A 17,416-nucleotide genomic window follows, 5' to 3' on the forward strand; every position below is an offset into this window, starting at 1 on the left:
TATTAGTTATCTATTCTTCTTTAGCTATTTTTCGAATCAGCCAGTTTCCGGTATCACCGATGTAGAAACATTTCTTCGTTTCATCGTAGGCTATCGCCTGGGGGCCATTAAAACGGGCTTCAGTACGCAAATCTCCGTCGGCGTATCCGCTTGTACCATTATTTCCACGTCCGGCGAAAGTGCTTACCCTTCCCTGTGGTGTTAAAATACGTATGGCATGATTTGCTCTGTCGCAGAAGTAGAAATCGTACTGATCTCCACCCGTCACTTCATAATCCGGATTTTTCACGAATACCCCCTGAACAGGGTTGTTCAATCGGGCATTTGTACCTATTCCGTCTGCATAGCCCGAAGTACCAGCAGCACCACAGATCGTATATGGCGTTTTAAATGTTTTCTTTTCACGGTCATAATCTGTACGCATGATATAATGTTTATCATATTCCATTAAATAGGCATAATCTCCGGAAGGATGTACCACCAGATAAATAGCTACCGGATTATATGGATTTGGGAAGGCTAATTTGTCTTCCCTGGTGATAAAATCATATCTGCGTACGTCTCCCCCTCTATACCTCGAATAATACAGTTCCCCATTTTGCGGATGAACCATGGTGCCGTTCACGCTCCTGGCATAAACTTCTATGGCCTGCTTCTGAGTAAAGTTCGATTCACGGGAAAATATATAGTTACCATATTTGGTATCGCTGGTATGGTCATGAGAAACGATCATATCCTGATTTCCATCAATCTTCCAGTTTATTATAGATACCTTGTCGAGATTAGTTCTAAAATAACTCACATATTTTCTATCGAAATCGATCAAACGACTACTATTGGTGCCGGCTGTAAAATAGAGATGGTTGGGATTTTTCGGATCAAAAGAAAGCCACAAAATTCCTTTAAAGGCACCACAATCATCAAACGGCCCTTCTTTCTCTTGAAAATCGGTTCCTACCTGATAATATTTGCCCAGAAACGTAGAAACAAGCCATTTTTTCGTGTAGGAAAGTACATCTTTTGCTGTAGCCTGTGCAAGCTCCGTCTGTTTGTCATCAAGAATGCTTACCTTAATATCTCCGGCATAAGCCCCATCTGGAATAATACAATACAAACTGCCATTTTTTACACCTACAACTTTGGCCGTTTTTCCACCGATGGTTACTTTTATTTTAGAAAGGTCATTCCCGAAATTATCTCCGTATAAGACCAGGTTGTTCCCTACGCCCCCCTCTTTAGGGAAAAAATCTGTGATCACTACAGGTTTAGCAGGATCGTATCCTTCTTCTTTTTTTACTTCATCCCGCTTACATTGGGTCAGGCAAAGCATCATCAATCCGAGCAATATCCAATGGATTTGCCAGCGTCTGACATCGTTTTTAGTTTTCATATACAAATTGCTTTTATCCGACAGGCGTCGGGTTACGTTACATTTAATATTCACTATAATTTAACCGGCAGGCCATAGGATGCACGGCACTACCCGGGCGGTCCAAAAAGCCACACTGGAAAAATATATTGACAAGAAGATTATTGTTTATCCTGGTTAGATTAAGCTAACCTAAGCAACTGAATTGCAGCAAAGTAAATTTCTGTTCATATGGTTGGTGGTTGTGCTGCCCTTGCTATCATTGCTAGCCAGAAGAGCGCAGGCAGCTGGTTTATATTTGGTTTGTTACTATCAAATTAAACGATTATGCTTTACATTATCTGTTCAACTTTTTGTCGAATTATCTCAAAGTTTATTGGATTGTGCCGCCTTTTTGCGAACAGAAAATGCGTAAACCGAGTGACTTTCATATACCTGTCCGGGCTTTAAGACTGTGGTTGGAAAAGCAGGCTGGTTAGGACTGTCCGGAAAATGTTGTGTCTCCAGGCAAAATGCAGTCCGGAACTCGTCCACTCCTTTACGCAGCTTATTTTTACGCTCCATAAAATTGCCCCCGTAAAACTGCAGTCCGGGTTCTGTGGTATAGATCTGCATGACAATCCCGCTTTTCTCGCCTTCAACTTCAGCAGCCAATGTGTTCAGGCCAGCTGCATCCAATACATAATTGTGATCATAGCCCTTACCAAAGCGGAGTTGTTCATCTGGCAGGTCCAGCCTTTTACCAATGCTGAGGGGCTTGCTGAAGTCAAATGGTGTACCCTCTACCGGCTTTACCTGCCCTGTAGGAATTAATGTGCTGTCTACCGGGGTATAGTTTGCAGCATTGATCTGCAGTAAATGATCATTTACAGACCCGGAGCCTTCACCGTTCAGGTTGAAAAAAGCATGATTGGTCAGGTTTACAACCGTAGTCTGATCGGTCTGGGCCTGGTAATCCAGCTTCAGGCGATTGTCACTGGTCAGGGTATAAGTAACACTGACCTGCAAATTGCCGGGGAAGCCCTCCTCTCCATCAGCAGAATGATAGCTAAGGGTCAAAACAGAATCGCCCTGCTTCACCGCATCCCATACTTTGTATTGAAAGCCTTGTTTTCCCCCGTGCAGGGTATTCGGGCCATTGTTTGCAGACAGCTGGTAATCCTTACCTTCCAGCGTAAACTTCCCGGCCGCTATCCGGTTTCCATAACGCCCGATTGTTGCGCCAAAATAGGGCTCAGTACTGTTGATATAACCGGCCAGACTGTCAAACCCAACCACTATACTGGTTAAATCCCCTTTTTGATCAGGGACCAGCAGTGATACGAGCCGTCCGCCGTAATTGGTTATAGCGGCACACATACCAGCGCCATTTTTTAAAAGGTACAATTCAACCGGCTTCCCGGCTATCACCTGTTTAAAATTCCCCTGGCTGGGTATCAGTTGTTCATTGTTTTTATGATTTACAGCACATCCGCCAACTATCAGGGCCAGGCAGCAATTCATTAACAGTAAGTTTTTTTTCATATTTGGTTAATTAGTAGGTACTTATTTTTTTAGGTCAGGACTATATATGGCAACACCAACCTTTGAGTCGGCACAGCCATAATAAAGAAACCACTTGTCGTTAAACCAGGCCATGCCTTCAATAAATACGGTACCATTACGGTATTGCCCGCTTTTTTCAAAGGGCTCGGCAGGCCAGAAGAAAGGCACATCAAGACGGTCCAATAACCTGGTCGGATCAGTTTTGTCAAATAACATCTGGCCTGCGCAATATGCGCCCCCGTTATACCGCTTATCACCTCTGTCGCCAGGATGGTTTCTGCCATTGTAAAGCAGCACGATCCCTTTTTCAGTCCATATTGCCGGGGGACCACATTCGGTCATATCGCTATCGAAAAAACCCGGTCGTGGTGATGCCAGCCTGAGCAGTGCCCCCTGCATATCCACCAGAGGTTTCCAATCCACCAGGTTTGATGAAACTGCACCATATATATGCCGCTCGCCCCAATACATAAAATACTGGCCCTTCCATTTCACAATAACCTGCCGGCCGCCCTTTACCTGTGTTAAAATGGATGCTGATTTTGTAGGGATATTAAAAAATTTCCCTTCATACGCGTCCTGAAATATCGGGCCATGCTTTGTCCAGTGGATAAGGTCTTTTGAGGTCGCTGCTCCCAATCTTGGTACCTTTCGGTCCCATTGCGTGTACAACATGAGGTAAGTTCCATCTTCAGTTACGGCTACCCGTGGATCTTCGCATCCCCCAGGCCATTCAAAAGCTTTCTGATCGTCATTGTCAGGGTAAAGAACAGGCTCGCTCCTGCGGGAAAAATTCAGGCCATCCCTGCTGACGGCATACCCCAGTCTTGAAGTACGACTGCCAATTTTAATCCCGCTCTTGTCTTCTGAGCGGTAAAGGACAATAATTTTTCCATCTTTTACTGCGGCTGCCGGGTTAAAGGTATCGTTTGCCTGCCAATGAATCCTGGAATTTGTCATTGGATCCCGGAAACTCGTAGCTGAATCGGCAGAAATTACTGGATTTACACCTTTGGGCCTCACAAAGTCGCCGAGCGCCCAGCCGGGAAATGTGTTTTTATTTTGTGCCGGGCTGCTGATACCGGTACAAAATAAAAACATTAGGGTAAGGAAAAGAGCATATTTTCTGTTCATCTGTTATTCTCCTACAGGAACAGGTATATCGACCCCGGTTGCCGTGGCAATGCCAAAATTCGGTGAGCCGTCAGCGTTCCAGCTCATCTTCTGCATTCTTGGGCTTCTGGCACCGTTCGTAACATTAGGAACGCTTCTGGCATGATATATAAACCAGTTTTCTTTTTTGACTACCCCATTAGGATCGGTATAAGTGCTGGTGAAAAAGCCATTGTGCCCCGGCCCGTACACCGCGTTGGCATCATTCCTCACGAAAACCTGTTTCTTATTGATCCAGTCGGCAGCAACCGTAGGATCGCCCCCGCTTTTCAACTGTATTTGTGCGAGGCAATAATCGTCGCTACTGTAGCGACTGGCGGAATAGATGATAAATACCGGGCTGCCGGCATCTTTTTGTAACATGATCGGGCCTTCGTTCACACCCGCACCGATAGAGCTGGGTTCATGTTTTTCCCAGGTATTGGTAGGTGATGAAATTTTGATCCTTGGGCCGCTGATGGTCCAGGGATTTGACATGGTGGCCAGATATAGATATTGTTTGTACCTGCTGGCGGTACTTTCCCATCCTGACCAGATGAAATAATTGGCTGACCCTATAGTGAGGACCGAGCCGTCAATTGCCCATTGATCACTGGGATCAAATATCTTTCCCTTAAAGGTCCAGGTTCCTATCATTGGGTCAGCATTGGCATTTTCCAGCACATACATGCGATGGGTATCTCCCGTCCCATCATTTGCTGCAAAATAGATGTACCATTTTCCGGAAAGGAAATGCAGTTCAGGCGCCCAGATGTTCGATGAATATGCTGTTCCCGTGGGAGGAGTCCAGATGACGCTTTCAGGAGCTGTAGAGAGCAAAGACATGGAAGCGGTTTTTCTAAGACCTATCTTATTGCCCCTGGTGTACATGAAATAATAATAACCGTCCTTTTCTGCCACATAAGGGTCTGGCCTGCTGGCTTCAATCAAAGGGTTTTGAAAATAGACATTATGGAAATTGAATAGGTCCTGTGTGCCGGAGACGCTGCTCTTTTGCCTTATTTTTGTTCCCGAGGTACTGTTATCGGGATCCACCACCATTTTCATCCCCGTCGCTTTATTGGTCAGCGAAAATACATTGTTGCTGCCGGAATAAGCTATCGACCAGCTCTGGGCATCGCTGCCATCATCGGTGGCCTGCTGTAAAATATCACCCGAAGTGGATGAGGGCGATTCAAGGCACTTGTTGCTGGTCACATTAACCAGTTTATAATAAGTTGGATCGATTTTAAGCAATTTCCATTTCTGTCCATTATTGGGAAACCAGGGCCATTGCTGGATTTTGGCATTTTCAGCACCGGAGTTGCCAGTTACTTCAACTGCAGGTCCACCTGAAAAGCTGGAGGATATCCCTCTGATGCGGTAAATTGCCCCATCAATCAGCGTACCTAATGGTGGCGCGGCACTAATCACCTGATCAGGCCGTAGCAATTCGACAGCTGTGCCCTCTTTTGGGGCTTCTTTTTGACAGGCCGTCAGCAACAACAGAATGACGGCAATCCATTTAGTGAATGATCTGATTTTCATAAAACATTTCTGTATCCTGCATAGGCATTTCATTTGCCAGGGAAAAGCGTATCTGCAGTATGGTTTACAATTGGTTAATTCCTTCAAAGTAAAGAAACCAAGTCTGTAATATCTGATCATATTTTTGTCGATTTGTCTCAATCCTATTGGTACCGCCCTCCCAAAAACAACATAAAACTCTAACTATCAAATTTATACAGCAAAAACTCGAACAAATACAGGGCTCAACCAGGTACCTAAGCACTGATATAACGATGTGATTTATCTATATTTGATCAAACCAAATTATGCAGCGCCTGGCCCAAGTTTTTTTTGTTCAGCTGATACTGTTCTTCGCAGTTTTTACCTGTGAGGGGCAGTCCTACTATTTTAAGCACTACCAGGCCGACGATGGCCTGGCCCATAATTCGGTAGCCTCCATCATTCAGGATAAGAAAGGCATGATCTGGATAGGTACGCGTGCCGGTCTGAACCGCTTTGACGGCTATACTTTTAAAACCTACAAAAACGGGAACAACAAATTTGGCAATATCGGGAACAATGTGATCAACACCCTTGTTGAGGATAAAAATGGAATGCTCTGGGTTGGTACCGGCTGGGGGATTTTTAAGTATGATCCCTATAAAGAAGTTTTTACACCACTTAGTGCGGCACCGCAAATTTATATCAACCACATTGTGGTGGATGATCAGAACAACCTGTATTTTCTGGCGGAACGAAAGCTGTACAAATACATTCAGCAGGAAAACAAAGTTGTTGACCTGAAAATCCGGGCTTCCTGCCTGGCTTTTGACAGCGACATGAATTTATTGATGGGTACCGACGATGGCTTCATCCGGACCTACAACATGCAGCGCAAATTAACGACAAGTGTGAGGGTCATTGCCCCGCATGTTCCCTCAAATCTCCGTTCCATCAGCAGAATACTTCCGGCAAAAAACAATGAATTGCTGGTCGGATGCTTTAAGCAGGGCCTGAAAAGTTACAATACCAAAACCGGACTGATCAGGTCATTGCCTTTGCGTAACAGCAACAACACCGATATCTATGTGCGCGATATTACAGCTGCCAACGACAGGGAATACTGGGTGGCTACCGAATCGGGCATTTACATTTACGATCTGGTAAGCAACACCAGCCGCAACTTGCGTAAACAGGCGGGCGACCCCTATTCTATTGCCGACAATGCCGTTTATACGGTTTGCAGGGATAACCAGGGCGGGATGTGGGCAGGCACCTTTTTCGGGGGACTAAATTACTATTCAAAAGAAAATGCAAGATTTGAAAAATATTATCCCCTGCAGGGTGGAAACTCCATATCGGGTAGTGCGGTACGGGAGATCTGTTCGGACAACAAGGGGAACCTGTGGATTGGGACAGAAGATGCCGGCATTAACAAACTCAATTTAAAAACAGGGAAGTTTACCCATTATACTTCGACAGGAAAAAAAGGAGATGTATCCTATCCCAATATTCATGGGTTATTGGCGCTGGACGATCAACTGTTCATAGGGCCATTTTTACATGGCATGGAAATCATGGATATCAACACTGGCCTAATAAAGGAGCGGTTTAAACTGATCGGCAGCAAAGGTGACCTGGTCAGTGACTTTGTCCTCTGCATTTACCTGACAAAGGACAGTACTCTGCTTATTGGTACCGCCTACAGCGGCTCAGGTTTATTTAAGTATGACAGGAAGCGCAGCACCTTTACCCGCATTCCGCAAATCCCCTATAATTCCTATGTTTTTGACATCGAAGAGGATGAGAAAGGGAACATCTGGACCGGCAGTGTAGCGCAGGGCGCATTTTATTATAACCCTAAAACGGGGAAAAGCGGCAATATCCGCTTTGGCGACAAGGTTAAGGGGAAAATTGTAAATGAGTTTCCTGTATATGGCATACTGGAAGATAGTGACCATGCCATGTGGTTTACTACCGAAGGCGGCGGGATGATCAGGCTGAGCCCCGACAGAAAGACCTTAAAAAAATTCACCACTGAAAATGGCCTGCCCAGCAACGTTCTGTTCCGCATGCTCGAAGATGACGACAAACGGCTCTGGATAAGCTCACTAAAAGGCCTGATCTGTTTTGACATGCGTACAGAACAATTCAAAATTTACACGCAGTCCAATGGATTAATTACCGATCAGTTCAATTTCAACTCGGCCTATAAAGACCGCAATGGTAAAATGTACTTCGGTTCCGTAAAAGGTATGATTGCTTTTGACCCGAAAACATTTGAACAAAAAAATGCGGGTCCGTCGACTTACATTACCGGCTTTCAGATCAACAACAAAGAGATCGGGCCTGGCCTGGACGACAGTCCGCTCCGTAAATCCATTTTATATACCGACACCATCGTCCTCCGGCACGACCAGAACAATTTCAGTATCGAATTTGCTGCATTAAACTACTCCTCGCCCGAGGTTACCCGCTACACATATTTAATGCATGGGCTGGACAAAAACAGGACTTATCTGAGCAGTAACCGCAAAGCTTATTTTACGGACTTATCGGCGGGCGATTATACCTTTATTGTTCAGGCCAAAAGCAATATAGGCAGCTGGACAGGCAAAGAGCGCCTGCTTTTCATTAAAATCCTTCCGCCCTTCTGGAAAAGTTACCCTGCTTATTTCTGCTATGCACTGGTATTGGCACTCGGCCTGTTCTGGTCAGTGCGCTACTACCATCGTTACCTGGAACGCAGGAACCAGAATAAACTGCAGTTGTTTGAACATGAAAAGGAAAAAGAGATCTACCAGGCCAAGATCGAGTTCTTCACCAATATTGCCCATGAGATACAAACCCCGCTGACGCTGATCTTAGGACCGGTTGAGCGGATGATTAAAAAGGTGGCGGAGCAAGAGGGATTGAAAAAAAGCCTGTTAATGGTTGAGAAAAATGCGAAACGTTTGGCCGAACTGACCAGTCAGCTCCTTGATTTCCGCAAAACCGAAATGAACCAATTTGGCTTAAACTTTGTCAATATCGACATCAACCACCTGTTGAATGAGCAAATTTCGGCGTTCAGACAGGAAGCCGAAAAAAACCATATTTCACTGGGTATGGAGTTGCCCAGGAACAATGTTACCGTCTTTGCAGACAGGGAGGCGTTGGTAAAGATTTGCAGTAACCTGATCTCAAATGCCATAAAATACGCCGCAAGTACGGTGACAGTAGGTCTGGCCCCTGTTCAACCCGGCGCCGAAGAATTTACCATCAGCTTTAGCAATGATGGCCGGGGAATACCGGACGAATTCAAGGACAAAATATTTGAGCCGTTTTTCAGATTGTACAGTAAAGATAAGCCAGGTACAGGCATAGGGCTTTCACTGGCCAAATCCCTAACGGAACTGCACAATGGTTCGCTCAAATTGGTATCTGGCAACACCAATATGATCGTTTTCGAATTAACTTTACCCATACATCAGAAATTTGAATTTAAATTAAGCAGCTGGAAAAAGATAAAATGAATATGAGCGATAGTATCCTGATTATAGATGACAACGAGGATATCCTGGAATTTTTATCAGAAGTTCTGGGCGATACCTATAAATTGCACCTGGCCGAAAATGGAGAAGTGGCACAAGAAATTCTAAACGCAGAAGTGGTAGACCTGATTGTATCAGATATCATGATGCCCGGGATAGATGGATTTGAAGTTTGCCGGATGGTCAAATCAAACGTAGAATATTGCCATATACCGGTAGTGCTGCTAACGGCCAAAAACACTTATAAGGCGCATATAGAGAGCCTGGAGGTTGGGGCCGACATCTATATTCAAAAACCATTTTCTCCGGAGCTCTTACAACTGCAAATCGCTAATCTGCTGAAGAACCGCTTAAACATAAAAGCCCATTTTGCCAGCTCGCCTTTTGAAGATGTTCGTGTGATGGCACATTCCAAAACCGACGAGGCATTTCTGAAAAAACTGGATGAATATATCCGAAACAACATTAAAAATCCGAATATTGATATTGATCAGCTCGCGGAACACATGAACATGAGCAGGCCAACTTTTTACCGCAAAATCAAATCCCTTTCCTCCTTATCTCCAAAAGAACTGATCGACATTACCCGCCTTAAAAAAGCAACCCGAATGATTGCACAAAACGAATTTACCCTGTTCGAGATCGCCAAAGCGGTGGGCTACAGCAGTCAAAGCCTTTTTAATAAAAATTTCCAGAAATATTTTAACGTTACCCCATTGGAATACACGAATTCGCTGGCTAAAGATGTAAACCTTTAAAAATGAATAAAACCGGTACTGTCCTTCCTTCTGCAGCCACAGGCAAATCAATTATTTGACACCTGTTACTTTTCTGATCAGCTCTGTTTCTTCGTTTTTGTAGGGGCTCCCATCAGCCTTAAAAATCTCGTGAAACCACAATGCAGGTTCTCCACCATCTGCCATTGGCGTATCCCAGGCATATTTGGTATTGGTTTTTCCATCTACAAATCCCCAGTTTATGGCGACTACATTTTCCTTTTTCAGCAGTGGCAGGATATTCGTAAAAGTACTGTTGCGCGTACGCGCCATGTATTCCGTACATATCAAAGGTTTGCCATGGAACTTGAGCAGTTCAATGGTGCGTAAATGCAATTCCGGATTGTCGTAGCAATGGTACGAGATCACATCCGAATTGGCCAGCTGGAAGCGGTTAAGTTCATTAAATTTTTCGCCCCAGTTCCAAAGACCGGCCGTTATCGGCTGCTCCGGATTAACTGCACGTGCCCAGGTGAATATATTGCTCAGCAAGGTCATACTGGATCCGGTTTTGCCACTGTTACCGGGCTCATTGTAAAGGTCCCACAGCAAGATCCGCTTGTCATGTGAAAAGGATTTAAGGATATCTTTTACATAAGTTTCCAGGGCCGGATAGTTTGCAGGGTCTTTGTATGCAGGATCACCAGGGTCCTGCATCCAGCCTGAATTGTGTATCCCGATCTTTTTTTCAGGCTGTTTTCCAATTTGAGGTACTTTATTCCAGCAATCGTCAAAAAACACGAACATTGGTTTGATGTGATGTTTGTCTGCAATCGACAAAAATTGATCGATACGCAATTTAAAGCCTGCAGGGTCTGCTTTATAGGCCAGGCTATGCAGAAAGACCCGCATCGTTTTCATTCCGATATTTTCTGCCCAGCCCAGTTCTTTATCTATTGTCGCCGGATCAAAGGTGTCGGCCTGCCACATTTCCAGCTGATTTATAGCGTTTGCGGGGATGTAATTGGCACCAACCAGGTAAGGCTGGGTTTTATACCAGTCGGCCGCCTTTTTGGCCGACCATACTTTTTCAGGGGCGATCGTTTTTACCTGGGCAAAAGCGCCTGCATTAAAAAATAAGCCTGCGATGATCAGCATAAATAACCTGCACTTCATTTTTTGATCGGTTTGTCTCATTTCAATTGTTCTTTAGTTCAAAATTTTTAAAAAGCCCGCTTTCCGAAGGCTTACCTTTCACCACTATGCCAGCCCTGTAGCCCATTCCCCAGGGTACATACTTGTCGGCATCAAATTCCAGGGTATGGAACTTTTTCCAGCCGGAAGCACCGTTCCTGTAAAACATATCCATTAACTTTCCTCCCCCGCTGATCTTCACTTTTAACGTGCTGATCCCCGTCAATGGTTCATTCAGTTGCTTCAGCACCGTATATCTTCCATCTAAATTACTAAAAACTATATATCCTTTTTTCGAAGCTGCAATGCCAATTCCCCCCAGTTCACCAGGCCACTTACTGTTGAGTATTGCACCGCCCAAGCAGATTCCCGCGGCAGCATTGCCCGGTTCAACCTGAGCAACAATATCAAAGTCGACAGATTTAATGAACTGCCCAAGGAACGTCCCCAAGTCCCGGTTACCGCCTGAGGCACTCAGTTTAAGACCATTATCAAAAAGCATTGCGGGCCTGTGCAACTTTGAGGGCCATTGCCAAACCAGATCCAGTTTTTTCTTATTTTCAAAATCGTCAAAAAAGTCGAGTTCCGCTTTCGGCCGGTTGGCAACTATTGCATTGTGGAGTACCGGCCATCCGTCTGCGCCCTGCTTTAATTCTTCAATAATGCCTTCACGGCCAACAAACACGTCATAATTTTTGTTAAAGGCATGGTAAAGCATAAATAGCCTGTCGTCTGCGGTCCGGACAACAGTACCGTGACCAGGGCATTTCCACCTGTCGTTACTTACCATAACCGGGTTTTTATCGTATTTCTCCCAAACCCCGCTGGCCAGGTTTTTGGTTCTGGCAATTCCTGTTTTATAATTACAGCGGGCATCGCAGCAGCCCCCAACAGCGTAAAGGCTATAGATGTAATCTCCCATTTTGAAAAAACAGGCCCCTTCTACCAGCGCTGTTTCCCAGGGCTGGCTATTTGTAAATACCTTTTTTTTCTGGCCCAATAATTTTGTGCGGCTTTCATTGATTTCCTGCATCCATATCCAGCTTTCTTTTCCACAGCCATTACCATCGTTTTTCCAAAAGGCATAGATCTTCCCATTCTCCTGGAGTTCAAAAGCATCTATAGCGCCGCAATCGTCTTCAATGATAACCGGCCCATTATCGCTGAATTTACCGGATTCAATCTGATCTGCATCTATCCAGGCCACACCACATTGCAAACCCGGATTTCCTTTAACTTCACGGTTATGCGCAGTATAATACACATAAATCCGTTTTTGTTTTGCATCATAAGCCAATTCCGATGCCCAGAAATTATTTTCCCCCCATTGGTTCTTCATGTCCTTAAACCCTTCAGGAAATACGTGATTGATCAAAGTCCAGTCTTTGAGGTTGGTTGACTTGTAGATGGTAAAATAAGGTGCCCATTCGTTTGTTGTAGAGGTAGCATAATACACGTCTCCGATCCTTATAATAGAGGGATCAGGATTGTCGCCAGGTAAAGCCGGGTTAACAAGCGACGTATGAACAGCGGCATCTGAAGTGACAGCGGCATTTTTTTTAGCAATGCCCCAGGAGAGCAGCGTTAGACCGAGTAACAGGTATAGTAGTTTAGTATTCATTTATAAAAAGACGCTGTTTCTGTTTCAGCAACAGTTTTTGCAGTGCCGAATAGTTTACTTTTTGGACAGTTGTTGCGCCATCTATTGCCAGCGCCGCAGCTGTGGCTGCCGATTCCCCCAGGATCATAAATACCGGCTCCATACGTACCGAACCATAGGCAATGTGTGAAGCAGACAGGCATACGGGCACCAGCAAATTGCTGCATTCTTCAGTTTTAGGGATTATTGCATCATAAGCAATGCCATACGGTTTGGGTGCCTTGACCCCTATATCGCCTTCATTCTGCACAAATCCCTCATCAGTTACATAACGTTGGGTATTGTGGGAATCCAGGGCATATGATCCCATACCAATAGAACGCTGCACGTTTTTTTTTCCCAGAATTTCATTTTCGGTCATCACATAATCACTCACCATTCTTCGCGCCTCCCTAACATAAATCTGATGTGGCCAGCCTCCATTGTCTTTGAACTCATCTTTAGCCAGGCCCCAGCTGCTGAGCCCCCTGCGAATCTCTTCCGGGACTTTTGGATCGTTGGCCATGTAGTACATCAGGCCTTTCTGATAATCCTCATGCTGCTTAATGATAGCCCGGCGTTCTTCATAGGAGGCTTCAGGATAAGTATAATTCATCCCAATGAAATCAGTACTAAAAGGACCATGGTTGTTGGTATCTGTTTTCCGGTTAGGTACCGGATCAAATTTATGGAAGACTTCTTTCCATCCTGAGGCGAACAGCCTGGCTAAAAGTTCGTAATTGGCGGGGTTATAATTATCGGGTTTAGGAAAGGTAATCCTGTTATCGGGATGATTGGACAAACACATCCTGAAACAATAGGCCTGCAGTTTATGGTCGCCAGCTCCTTTCTTCCCCGGCCCATCTGCTGATATCCCCGCAATCAGGCCACTGTTTTTATCCCCGGGAATAAGATAAGGGTCTATGGGATGGGCAAAATGGTGTCGGTGCTGAAAGACCCCTGTCTGAACCCCGTTCCATTGTTCGTTGTATTGTGCATTGGACTCCCGACCTACGTGATAACTCAGCCCCGCTGCCGCCATCAGGTCACCCTCATAGCTGGCGTCAATAAATACCTTGGCCCTGTAGATTTTACCACTCAGGGTCCTGATGCTGGTAATTCTGCCGGACTCCATTTGCACACCTTGCTTCCTGTCCAGCCATTCGTTCCGGTAAACCGGGATTTGGTGTTCCTGTACAAAATCTTCCATGATCTGCTCTGCCACATGCGGTTCAAAAATCCACATCGTCCGATCCTTGCCATCTATAGCGGCTGTTCCCTGCCCTTTGTTACCATATTCCTGTTGCTTTTGCCATTTCCAGGCGGCATTTGTCTGGTAATGCTGGTATACCCGGTGATAAAATTCCCGTGCCAATCCCCCAATTACCTCCTTGTTACCGGTATCTGTAAAGCCAAGACCGCCGGCAGAAAGTCCGCCCAGATGCAGGTCGGGTGAAACGACAACCACCCTCTTACCTAACTTAGCGGATTGTACTGCCGCTACAATGGCTGCTGATGTACCCCCATAAATGACAATATCGGCCTGTTGGGCTTCAGTAACTGTCTGTGCTTTAACCGCAATAAAAGGAAGAATGGTAAAAAATAAAGCAAGTAGTTTCTTCATATCTGGCTAAAATCAAAGTAAAGCAATAACTACTGCCGGATTTGTTCATTTTTTTGTCGAATTGTCTCATTTGTTTCAGCAACTCCAAGATTCAAATGGGCTGTGCTTTAAAAGGGATATCTTTCGTAAATTAGGATATTCATTTGGGATATCAACAATAAAGAACTATGGAAATTATAGCAAAGATCGTAATCGGGATTGTGGCTTTGGAACACCTGTACATCTTATGGATAGAGATGTTTGCCTGGGAAACAATAGGTAAAAAAACATTCCGGGCCTTGCCAGGGCATCTATTTCAGGAAACAAAGACCCTGGCGGCCAACCAGGGTCTGTATAATGGTTTTCTGGCAGCCGGTCTGATCTGGTCATTGCTGATATCAGACCCGGGCTGGCAGTGTAATGTTGCTTTATTCTTTTTAGGCTGTGTTGCTGTTGCCGGTATTTTTGGAGCGGTTACAGCCGCCAAAAGTATTTTTTACAAGCAGGCATTACCTGCTCTGATAGGCATCATATTGGTTTTGATTAGTTAAAAATCTCTGCTAATTTCTTATCCATTGCCTCATCATTGTCTCCGCCACCACCGTAACGGCCTACAATAACACCTTCCTTATCGATCAGAATTTTGGTAGGCAATGAATGGATACCATAACCTTTGGTGATGTCATTGGACATATCATAATCCTTACCGGATAGCTTCACCCCTCTTAAAACGTGTTTCCACACCCCGATCTGGTCCTTTTCAACAGCTTTTTTCCAGGCTGCAGGATTGCTGTCATCGTCAGATATCCCAACAATTTCCAGTCCTTTATCCTTGTATTTACCGTACAAGGACAGTAAATGTGGGTTTCCCTTTCTGCAAGGTACGCACCAGCTGGCCCAAAAGTCCACCAGCACATATTTCTTACCTTTAAAATCGGCCAGGCTCAGTTTTTCACCGTTGATGTCTGTTGCTGAAAATGCCTTGGCTACACTTCCCGGCGATCCGCTTTCCAGTTCAAGAATTTCCTTGTAAACATCTATACCCGAAGCGCTGTTCTTTATCCGCTCTGTCCAGTTATTGTAAACAGCTTTTGCCTCTGCAAGCTTCATCGAACCTATTTTGAAACGCATCAGATAGGCTGAAATATACGAATCCGGGTGTGTGCTGATAAAAGTTTCATCTATTTTATCCATACGGTCATTAAAAGGCTCAAACTGCTCGCGGATAGCGGCGGCTTTTTCATGGTCCTTTTCTTTTCTGTATGCAACAAGCACGGGCTCCATTTCTTTCCGGATGGGTTCTTTTTGCTGGTTTAGGGCAACATACTCGTCATTACTTAATGATCCTTTCAGCACAGCTTTTTTAAAAGCGCCGTAAGTAACCGACAGGCTCATATTGCCTGGTCCTATAAAAATTTCGCCCATATTGGGATCATCGCTGTCCCTGATATGCTTTGAAGCAGCAATACGGCCCGCAACAGGTTCTGTCAATTTCCCCTTAAATAAAAAAGCGCCGTTGCGGATAGCCGCACTGTCTGTTTTATAGGCTTCACCCATCGGATAGAACAGGTATACATACCCGGTCTTTTTGCCGGTAATTTTTCCGCTGATGCTGAAAGGGGAAAGCACGTTTTTCTGTGCAAAGCCTGGCAGGCTCAGAAATACTGCCAGGCTGTATAACAATAGTTTTTTCATCATGTAATTGTTTAGTTTCTGCTGTATCCCGGGTTCTGATCTGCCATGTTATTGGTATTAAGTTCAGTAGAAGGAAGAGGCAGAATGAGTGAAGTTTCCGATTTAATTTCTGGCCTGAACTCTGGTTGCTGAATCGTAACAAAAGGAAGTCTGCGTAAAGCCAGCCAGTCCAGCCCGTTCTCACCCACAAAATTTTTCATGTTTTCCTTAACTACCAGCACCTGAAAGGCGGCTGCATTGGATGCAGCATCAACCGCAGTAAAATCGGTAATACCTGCATGGCCCATTACGGTTTTGAGCAGGGCTTTGGCTGGCGTCAGGTTTGCGCCCGATAAGGCGATGGCTTCGGCCCGCAGCAGATAGGCTTCTGTTAAACGAAAAGCGTAGGCATTGACCGACAATGGCGTAAAACTGATGGTGGTCGGACTTGCTGAATAGTACTTTGTAAAAGTATTTATAGTAGCCCCTCTTTTTACAATAGGCTTAAAGGTCCATGCTAACCTGGGATCGTTCTCCATCATTTTGGCCAGTTTCGGTGAGCCCACGTACTGAGTGTAATACTGGTACTGCATGTATTTATAGGTATCATTAGGAAAGGCCTGTGCGGTCATCATCACCTCTTCGCTTTTGGCACCCAGGGACAGGAATATATCCCTTGTCAATCCTTCCAGTTTAAACGCACTGTTTTTAATAATATCGTCTGTAAGACTGATTACAGTGGCATAATCGGTACCAATTCCTCTATTCATCAGGACACGTGCCTTCAGTAACCTGGCCACCCATACATTGACATAACTCAACTGGGTATTTCTTGGTGGAAGTCCTGCTATAGCCGCATCCAGATCGGCAATTATGGCATCATAACATTCCTTAACACTGGAACGGGGCAGGTTAATGTTATCAGAGTTTACAAAATTATCCCGGAGGATAATCCCGTATTTACTGTTAATATCCCTGTACTGCCCATAATGAAAAAGCAGGTCGGCATTGCCAAAGGCCCTTAAAAACCTGGCCTCGGCCTGCATCTGTTTTTTGGTAACATCCGCAATAGCAGTAACCGGTTCAATATTCTTCAGAAAGCCATTGGCTGCATTAATCAGGTTGTAACCATATGCCCATTTATCAGCCGTAATATAGCTATTTCTATTTACGGTAAAATCACTCAGGCCATCAGGGTTGTTGTTCAGCAATAAACCGCTCAACTCAGAAGGCGTAATTTCAAGAACACCCATCCATTTAATGACAGGTATACCATTGTTATCTGCCGATGAATTTGCAAAACGATAATAAACACCATTGAGTACTGTAGCCGCACTTTTCGCGTCAATGATCACATTCCCGTCAACCTGACGGTCGGTAGGAAGTACATTCAGCTCTTTTTTACAGCCCATAAAAATACAGGCCGGTAAAAGAAGCATTAACCATTTTTTATATGAAAATTCCATGTGAATAAATTTAAAT

Annotated in this window: 12 protein-coding genes; 3 read left to right on the plus strand and 9 right to left on the minus strand. The window is 44.8% G+C overall.

What is annotated here, in order from left to right:
* Positions 1-10 precede the first annotated feature (10 nt).
* The 4 genes from B9A91_RS04735 to B9A91_RS23945 all read right to left on the minus strand — a co-directional run bounded on the left by B9A91_RS04735 (position 11) and on the right by B9A91_RS23945 (position 5,614).
* On the minus strand, positions 11-1,390 hold the full coding sequence (locus B9A91_RS04735) for an IPT/TIG domain-containing protein (protein WP_084237251.1): 1,380 nt from the start codon (positions 1,388-1,390) through the stop codon (positions 11-13).
* A gap of 345 nt (positions 1,391-1,735) precedes the next feature.
* A complete protein-coding gene (locus B9A91_RS04740) occupies positions 1,736-2,893 on the minus strand; it encodes an aldose epimerase family protein (RefSeq protein ID WP_084237252.1) in 1,158 nt (385 codons plus the stop codon).
* A gap of 21 nt (positions 2,894-2,914) precedes the next feature.
* Positions 2,915-4,048: a glycoside hydrolase family 130 protein gene (locus B9A91_RS04745; RefSeq protein ID WP_084237253.1), complete on the minus strand. Its 1,134-nt coding sequence runs from the start codon at positions 4,046-4,048 to the stop codon at positions 2,915-2,917.
* 3 nt (positions 4,049-4,051) lie between these two features.
* The gene (locus B9A91_RS23945; protein WP_159451640.1) at positions 4,052-5,614 is read right to left on the minus strand and encodes a family 43 glycosylhydrolase; all 1,563 of its coding nucleotides are present in this window, start codon (positions 5,612-5,614) and stop codon (positions 4,052-4,054) included.
* A 287-nt stretch (positions 5,615-5,901) separates the two neighbouring features.
* Here B9A91_RS23945 and B9A91_RS04755 point away from each other — a divergent pair, with 287 nt between their 5' ends.
* Positions 5,902-9,090, plus strand: coding sequence for a ligand-binding sensor domain-containing protein (locus tag B9A91_RS04755; protein WP_084237254.1), 3,189 nt, complete (start codon positions 5,902-5,904; stop codon positions 9,088-9,090).
* 2 nt (positions 9,091-9,092) lie between these two features.
* Positions 9,093-9,866, plus strand: coding sequence for a response regulator transcription factor (locus B9A91_RS04760; RefSeq protein ID WP_084239578.1), 774 nt, complete (start codon positions 9,093-9,095; stop codon positions 9,864-9,866).
* A 51-nt stretch (positions 9,867-9,917) separates the two neighbouring features.
* Here the strand turns inward: B9A91_RS04760 and B9A91_RS04765 are convergent, their stop codons facing one another.
* Genes B9A91_RS04765 through B9A91_RS04775 form a run of 3 tightly spaced genes read right to left on the minus strand, consistent with a single transcriptional unit; the run spans position 9,918 to position 14,281 of the window.
* Positions 9,918-11,000 (minus strand): glycoside hydrolase 5 family protein, encoded by a 1,083-nt coding sequence (locus tag B9A91_RS04765; RefSeq protein WP_084239579.1) that lies wholly within the window; start codon positions 10,998-11,000, stop codon positions 9,918-9,920.
* A 22-nt stretch (positions 11,001-11,022) separates the two neighbouring features.
* A complete protein-coding gene (locus B9A91_RS04770; RefSeq protein ID WP_084237255.1) occupies positions 11,023-12,639 on the minus strand; it encodes a glycoside hydrolase family 43 protein in 1,617 nt (538 codons plus the stop codon).
* Complete coding sequence (locus B9A91_RS04775) at positions 12,629-14,281, minus strand: FAD-dependent oxidoreductase (protein WP_084237256.1); 1,653 nt, start codon at positions 14,279-14,281, stop codon at positions 12,629-12,631. The genes B9A91_RS04770 and B9A91_RS04775 overlap by 11 nt, the downstream gene beginning before the upstream one ends.
* 167 nt (positions 14,282-14,448) lie before the next feature.
* Between B9A91_RS04775 and B9A91_RS04780 the strand changes: the two genes are divergently transcribed.
* Positions 14,449-14,811 carry a DUF1304 domain-containing protein gene (locus B9A91_RS04780; RefSeq protein ID WP_084237257.1) on the plus strand — a complete coding sequence of 121 codons (363 nt, stop codon included), beginning with the start codon at positions 14,449-14,451 and terminating at the stop codon, positions 14,809-14,811.
* On the opposite strand, the gene B9A91_RS04785 is transcribed toward B9A91_RS04780, so the two are convergent.
* Entirely contained in the window at positions 14,804-15,958 is a 1,155-nt protein-coding gene (locus B9A91_RS04785; RefSeq protein WP_235012457.1) for a TlpA disulfide reductase family protein, read from the minus strand. The genes B9A91_RS04780 and B9A91_RS04785 overlap by 8 nt on opposite strands.
* A gap of 8 nt (positions 15,959-15,966) precedes the next feature.
* Positions 15,967-17,400 carry a RagB/SusD family nutrient uptake outer membrane protein gene (locus B9A91_RS04790; protein ID WP_084237259.1) on the minus strand — a complete coding sequence of 478 codons (1,434 nt, stop codon included), beginning with the start codon at positions 17,398-17,400 and terminating at the stop codon, positions 15,967-15,969.
* Between the last annotated feature and the right edge of the window lie 16 nt (positions 17,401-17,416).

Source organism: Pedobacter africanus, assembly GCF_900176535.1.
GTDB lineage: Bacteria > Bacteroidota > Bacteroidia > Sphingobacteriales > Sphingobacteriaceae > Pedobacter > Pedobacter africanus.

Bases quoted from the DNA above. Each gene is read 5' to 3' on its own strand.
- B9A91_RS04760 (WP_084239578.1), top strand. From the start codon at position 9,093: ATGAGCGATAGTATCCTGATTATAGATGACAACGAGGATATCCTGGAA.
- B9A91_RS04780 (WP_084237257.1), top strand. From the start codon at position 14,449: ATGGAAATTATAGCAAAGATCGTAATCGGGATTGTGGCTTTGGAACAC.
- B9A91_RS04735 (WP_084237251.1), bottom strand. From the start codon at position 1,390: ATGAAAACTAAAAACGATGTCAGACGCTGGCAAATCCATTGGATATTG.
- B9A91_RS04745 (WP_084237253.1), bottom strand. From the start codon at position 4,048: ATGAACAGAAAATATGCTCTTTTCCTTACCCTAATGTTTTTATTTTGT.
- B9A91_RS04770 (WP_084237255.1), bottom strand. From the start codon at position 12,639: ATGAATACTAAACTACTATACCTGTTACTCGGTCTAACGCTGCTCTCC.
- B9A91_RS23945 (WP_159451640.1), bottom strand. From the start codon at position 5,614: ATGAAAATCAGATCATTCACTAAATGGATTGCCGTCATTCTGTTGTTG.
- B9A91_RS04785 (WP_235012457.1), bottom strand. From the start codon at position 15,958: ATGATGAAAAAACTATTGTTATACAGCCTGGCAGTATTTCTGAGCCTG.
- B9A91_RS04740 (WP_084237252.1), bottom strand. From the start codon at position 2,893: ATGAAAAAAAACTTACTGTTAATGAATTGCTGCCTGGCCCTGATAGTT.
- B9A91_RS04755 (WP_084237254.1), top strand. From the start codon at position 5,902: ATGCAGCGCCTGGCCCAAGTTTTTTTTGTTCAGCTGATACTGTTCTTC.
- B9A91_RS04765 (WP_084239579.1), bottom strand. From the start codon at position 11,000: ATGAAGTGCAGGTTATTTATGCTGATCATCGCAGGCTTATTTTTTAAT.
- B9A91_RS04775 (WP_084237256.1), bottom strand. From the start codon at position 14,281: ATGAAGAAACTACTTGCTTTATTTTTTACCATTCTTCCTTTTATTGCG.
- B9A91_RS04790 (WP_084237259.1), bottom strand. From the start codon at position 17,400: ATGGAATTTTCATATAAAAAATGGTTAATGCTTCTTTTACCGGCCTGT.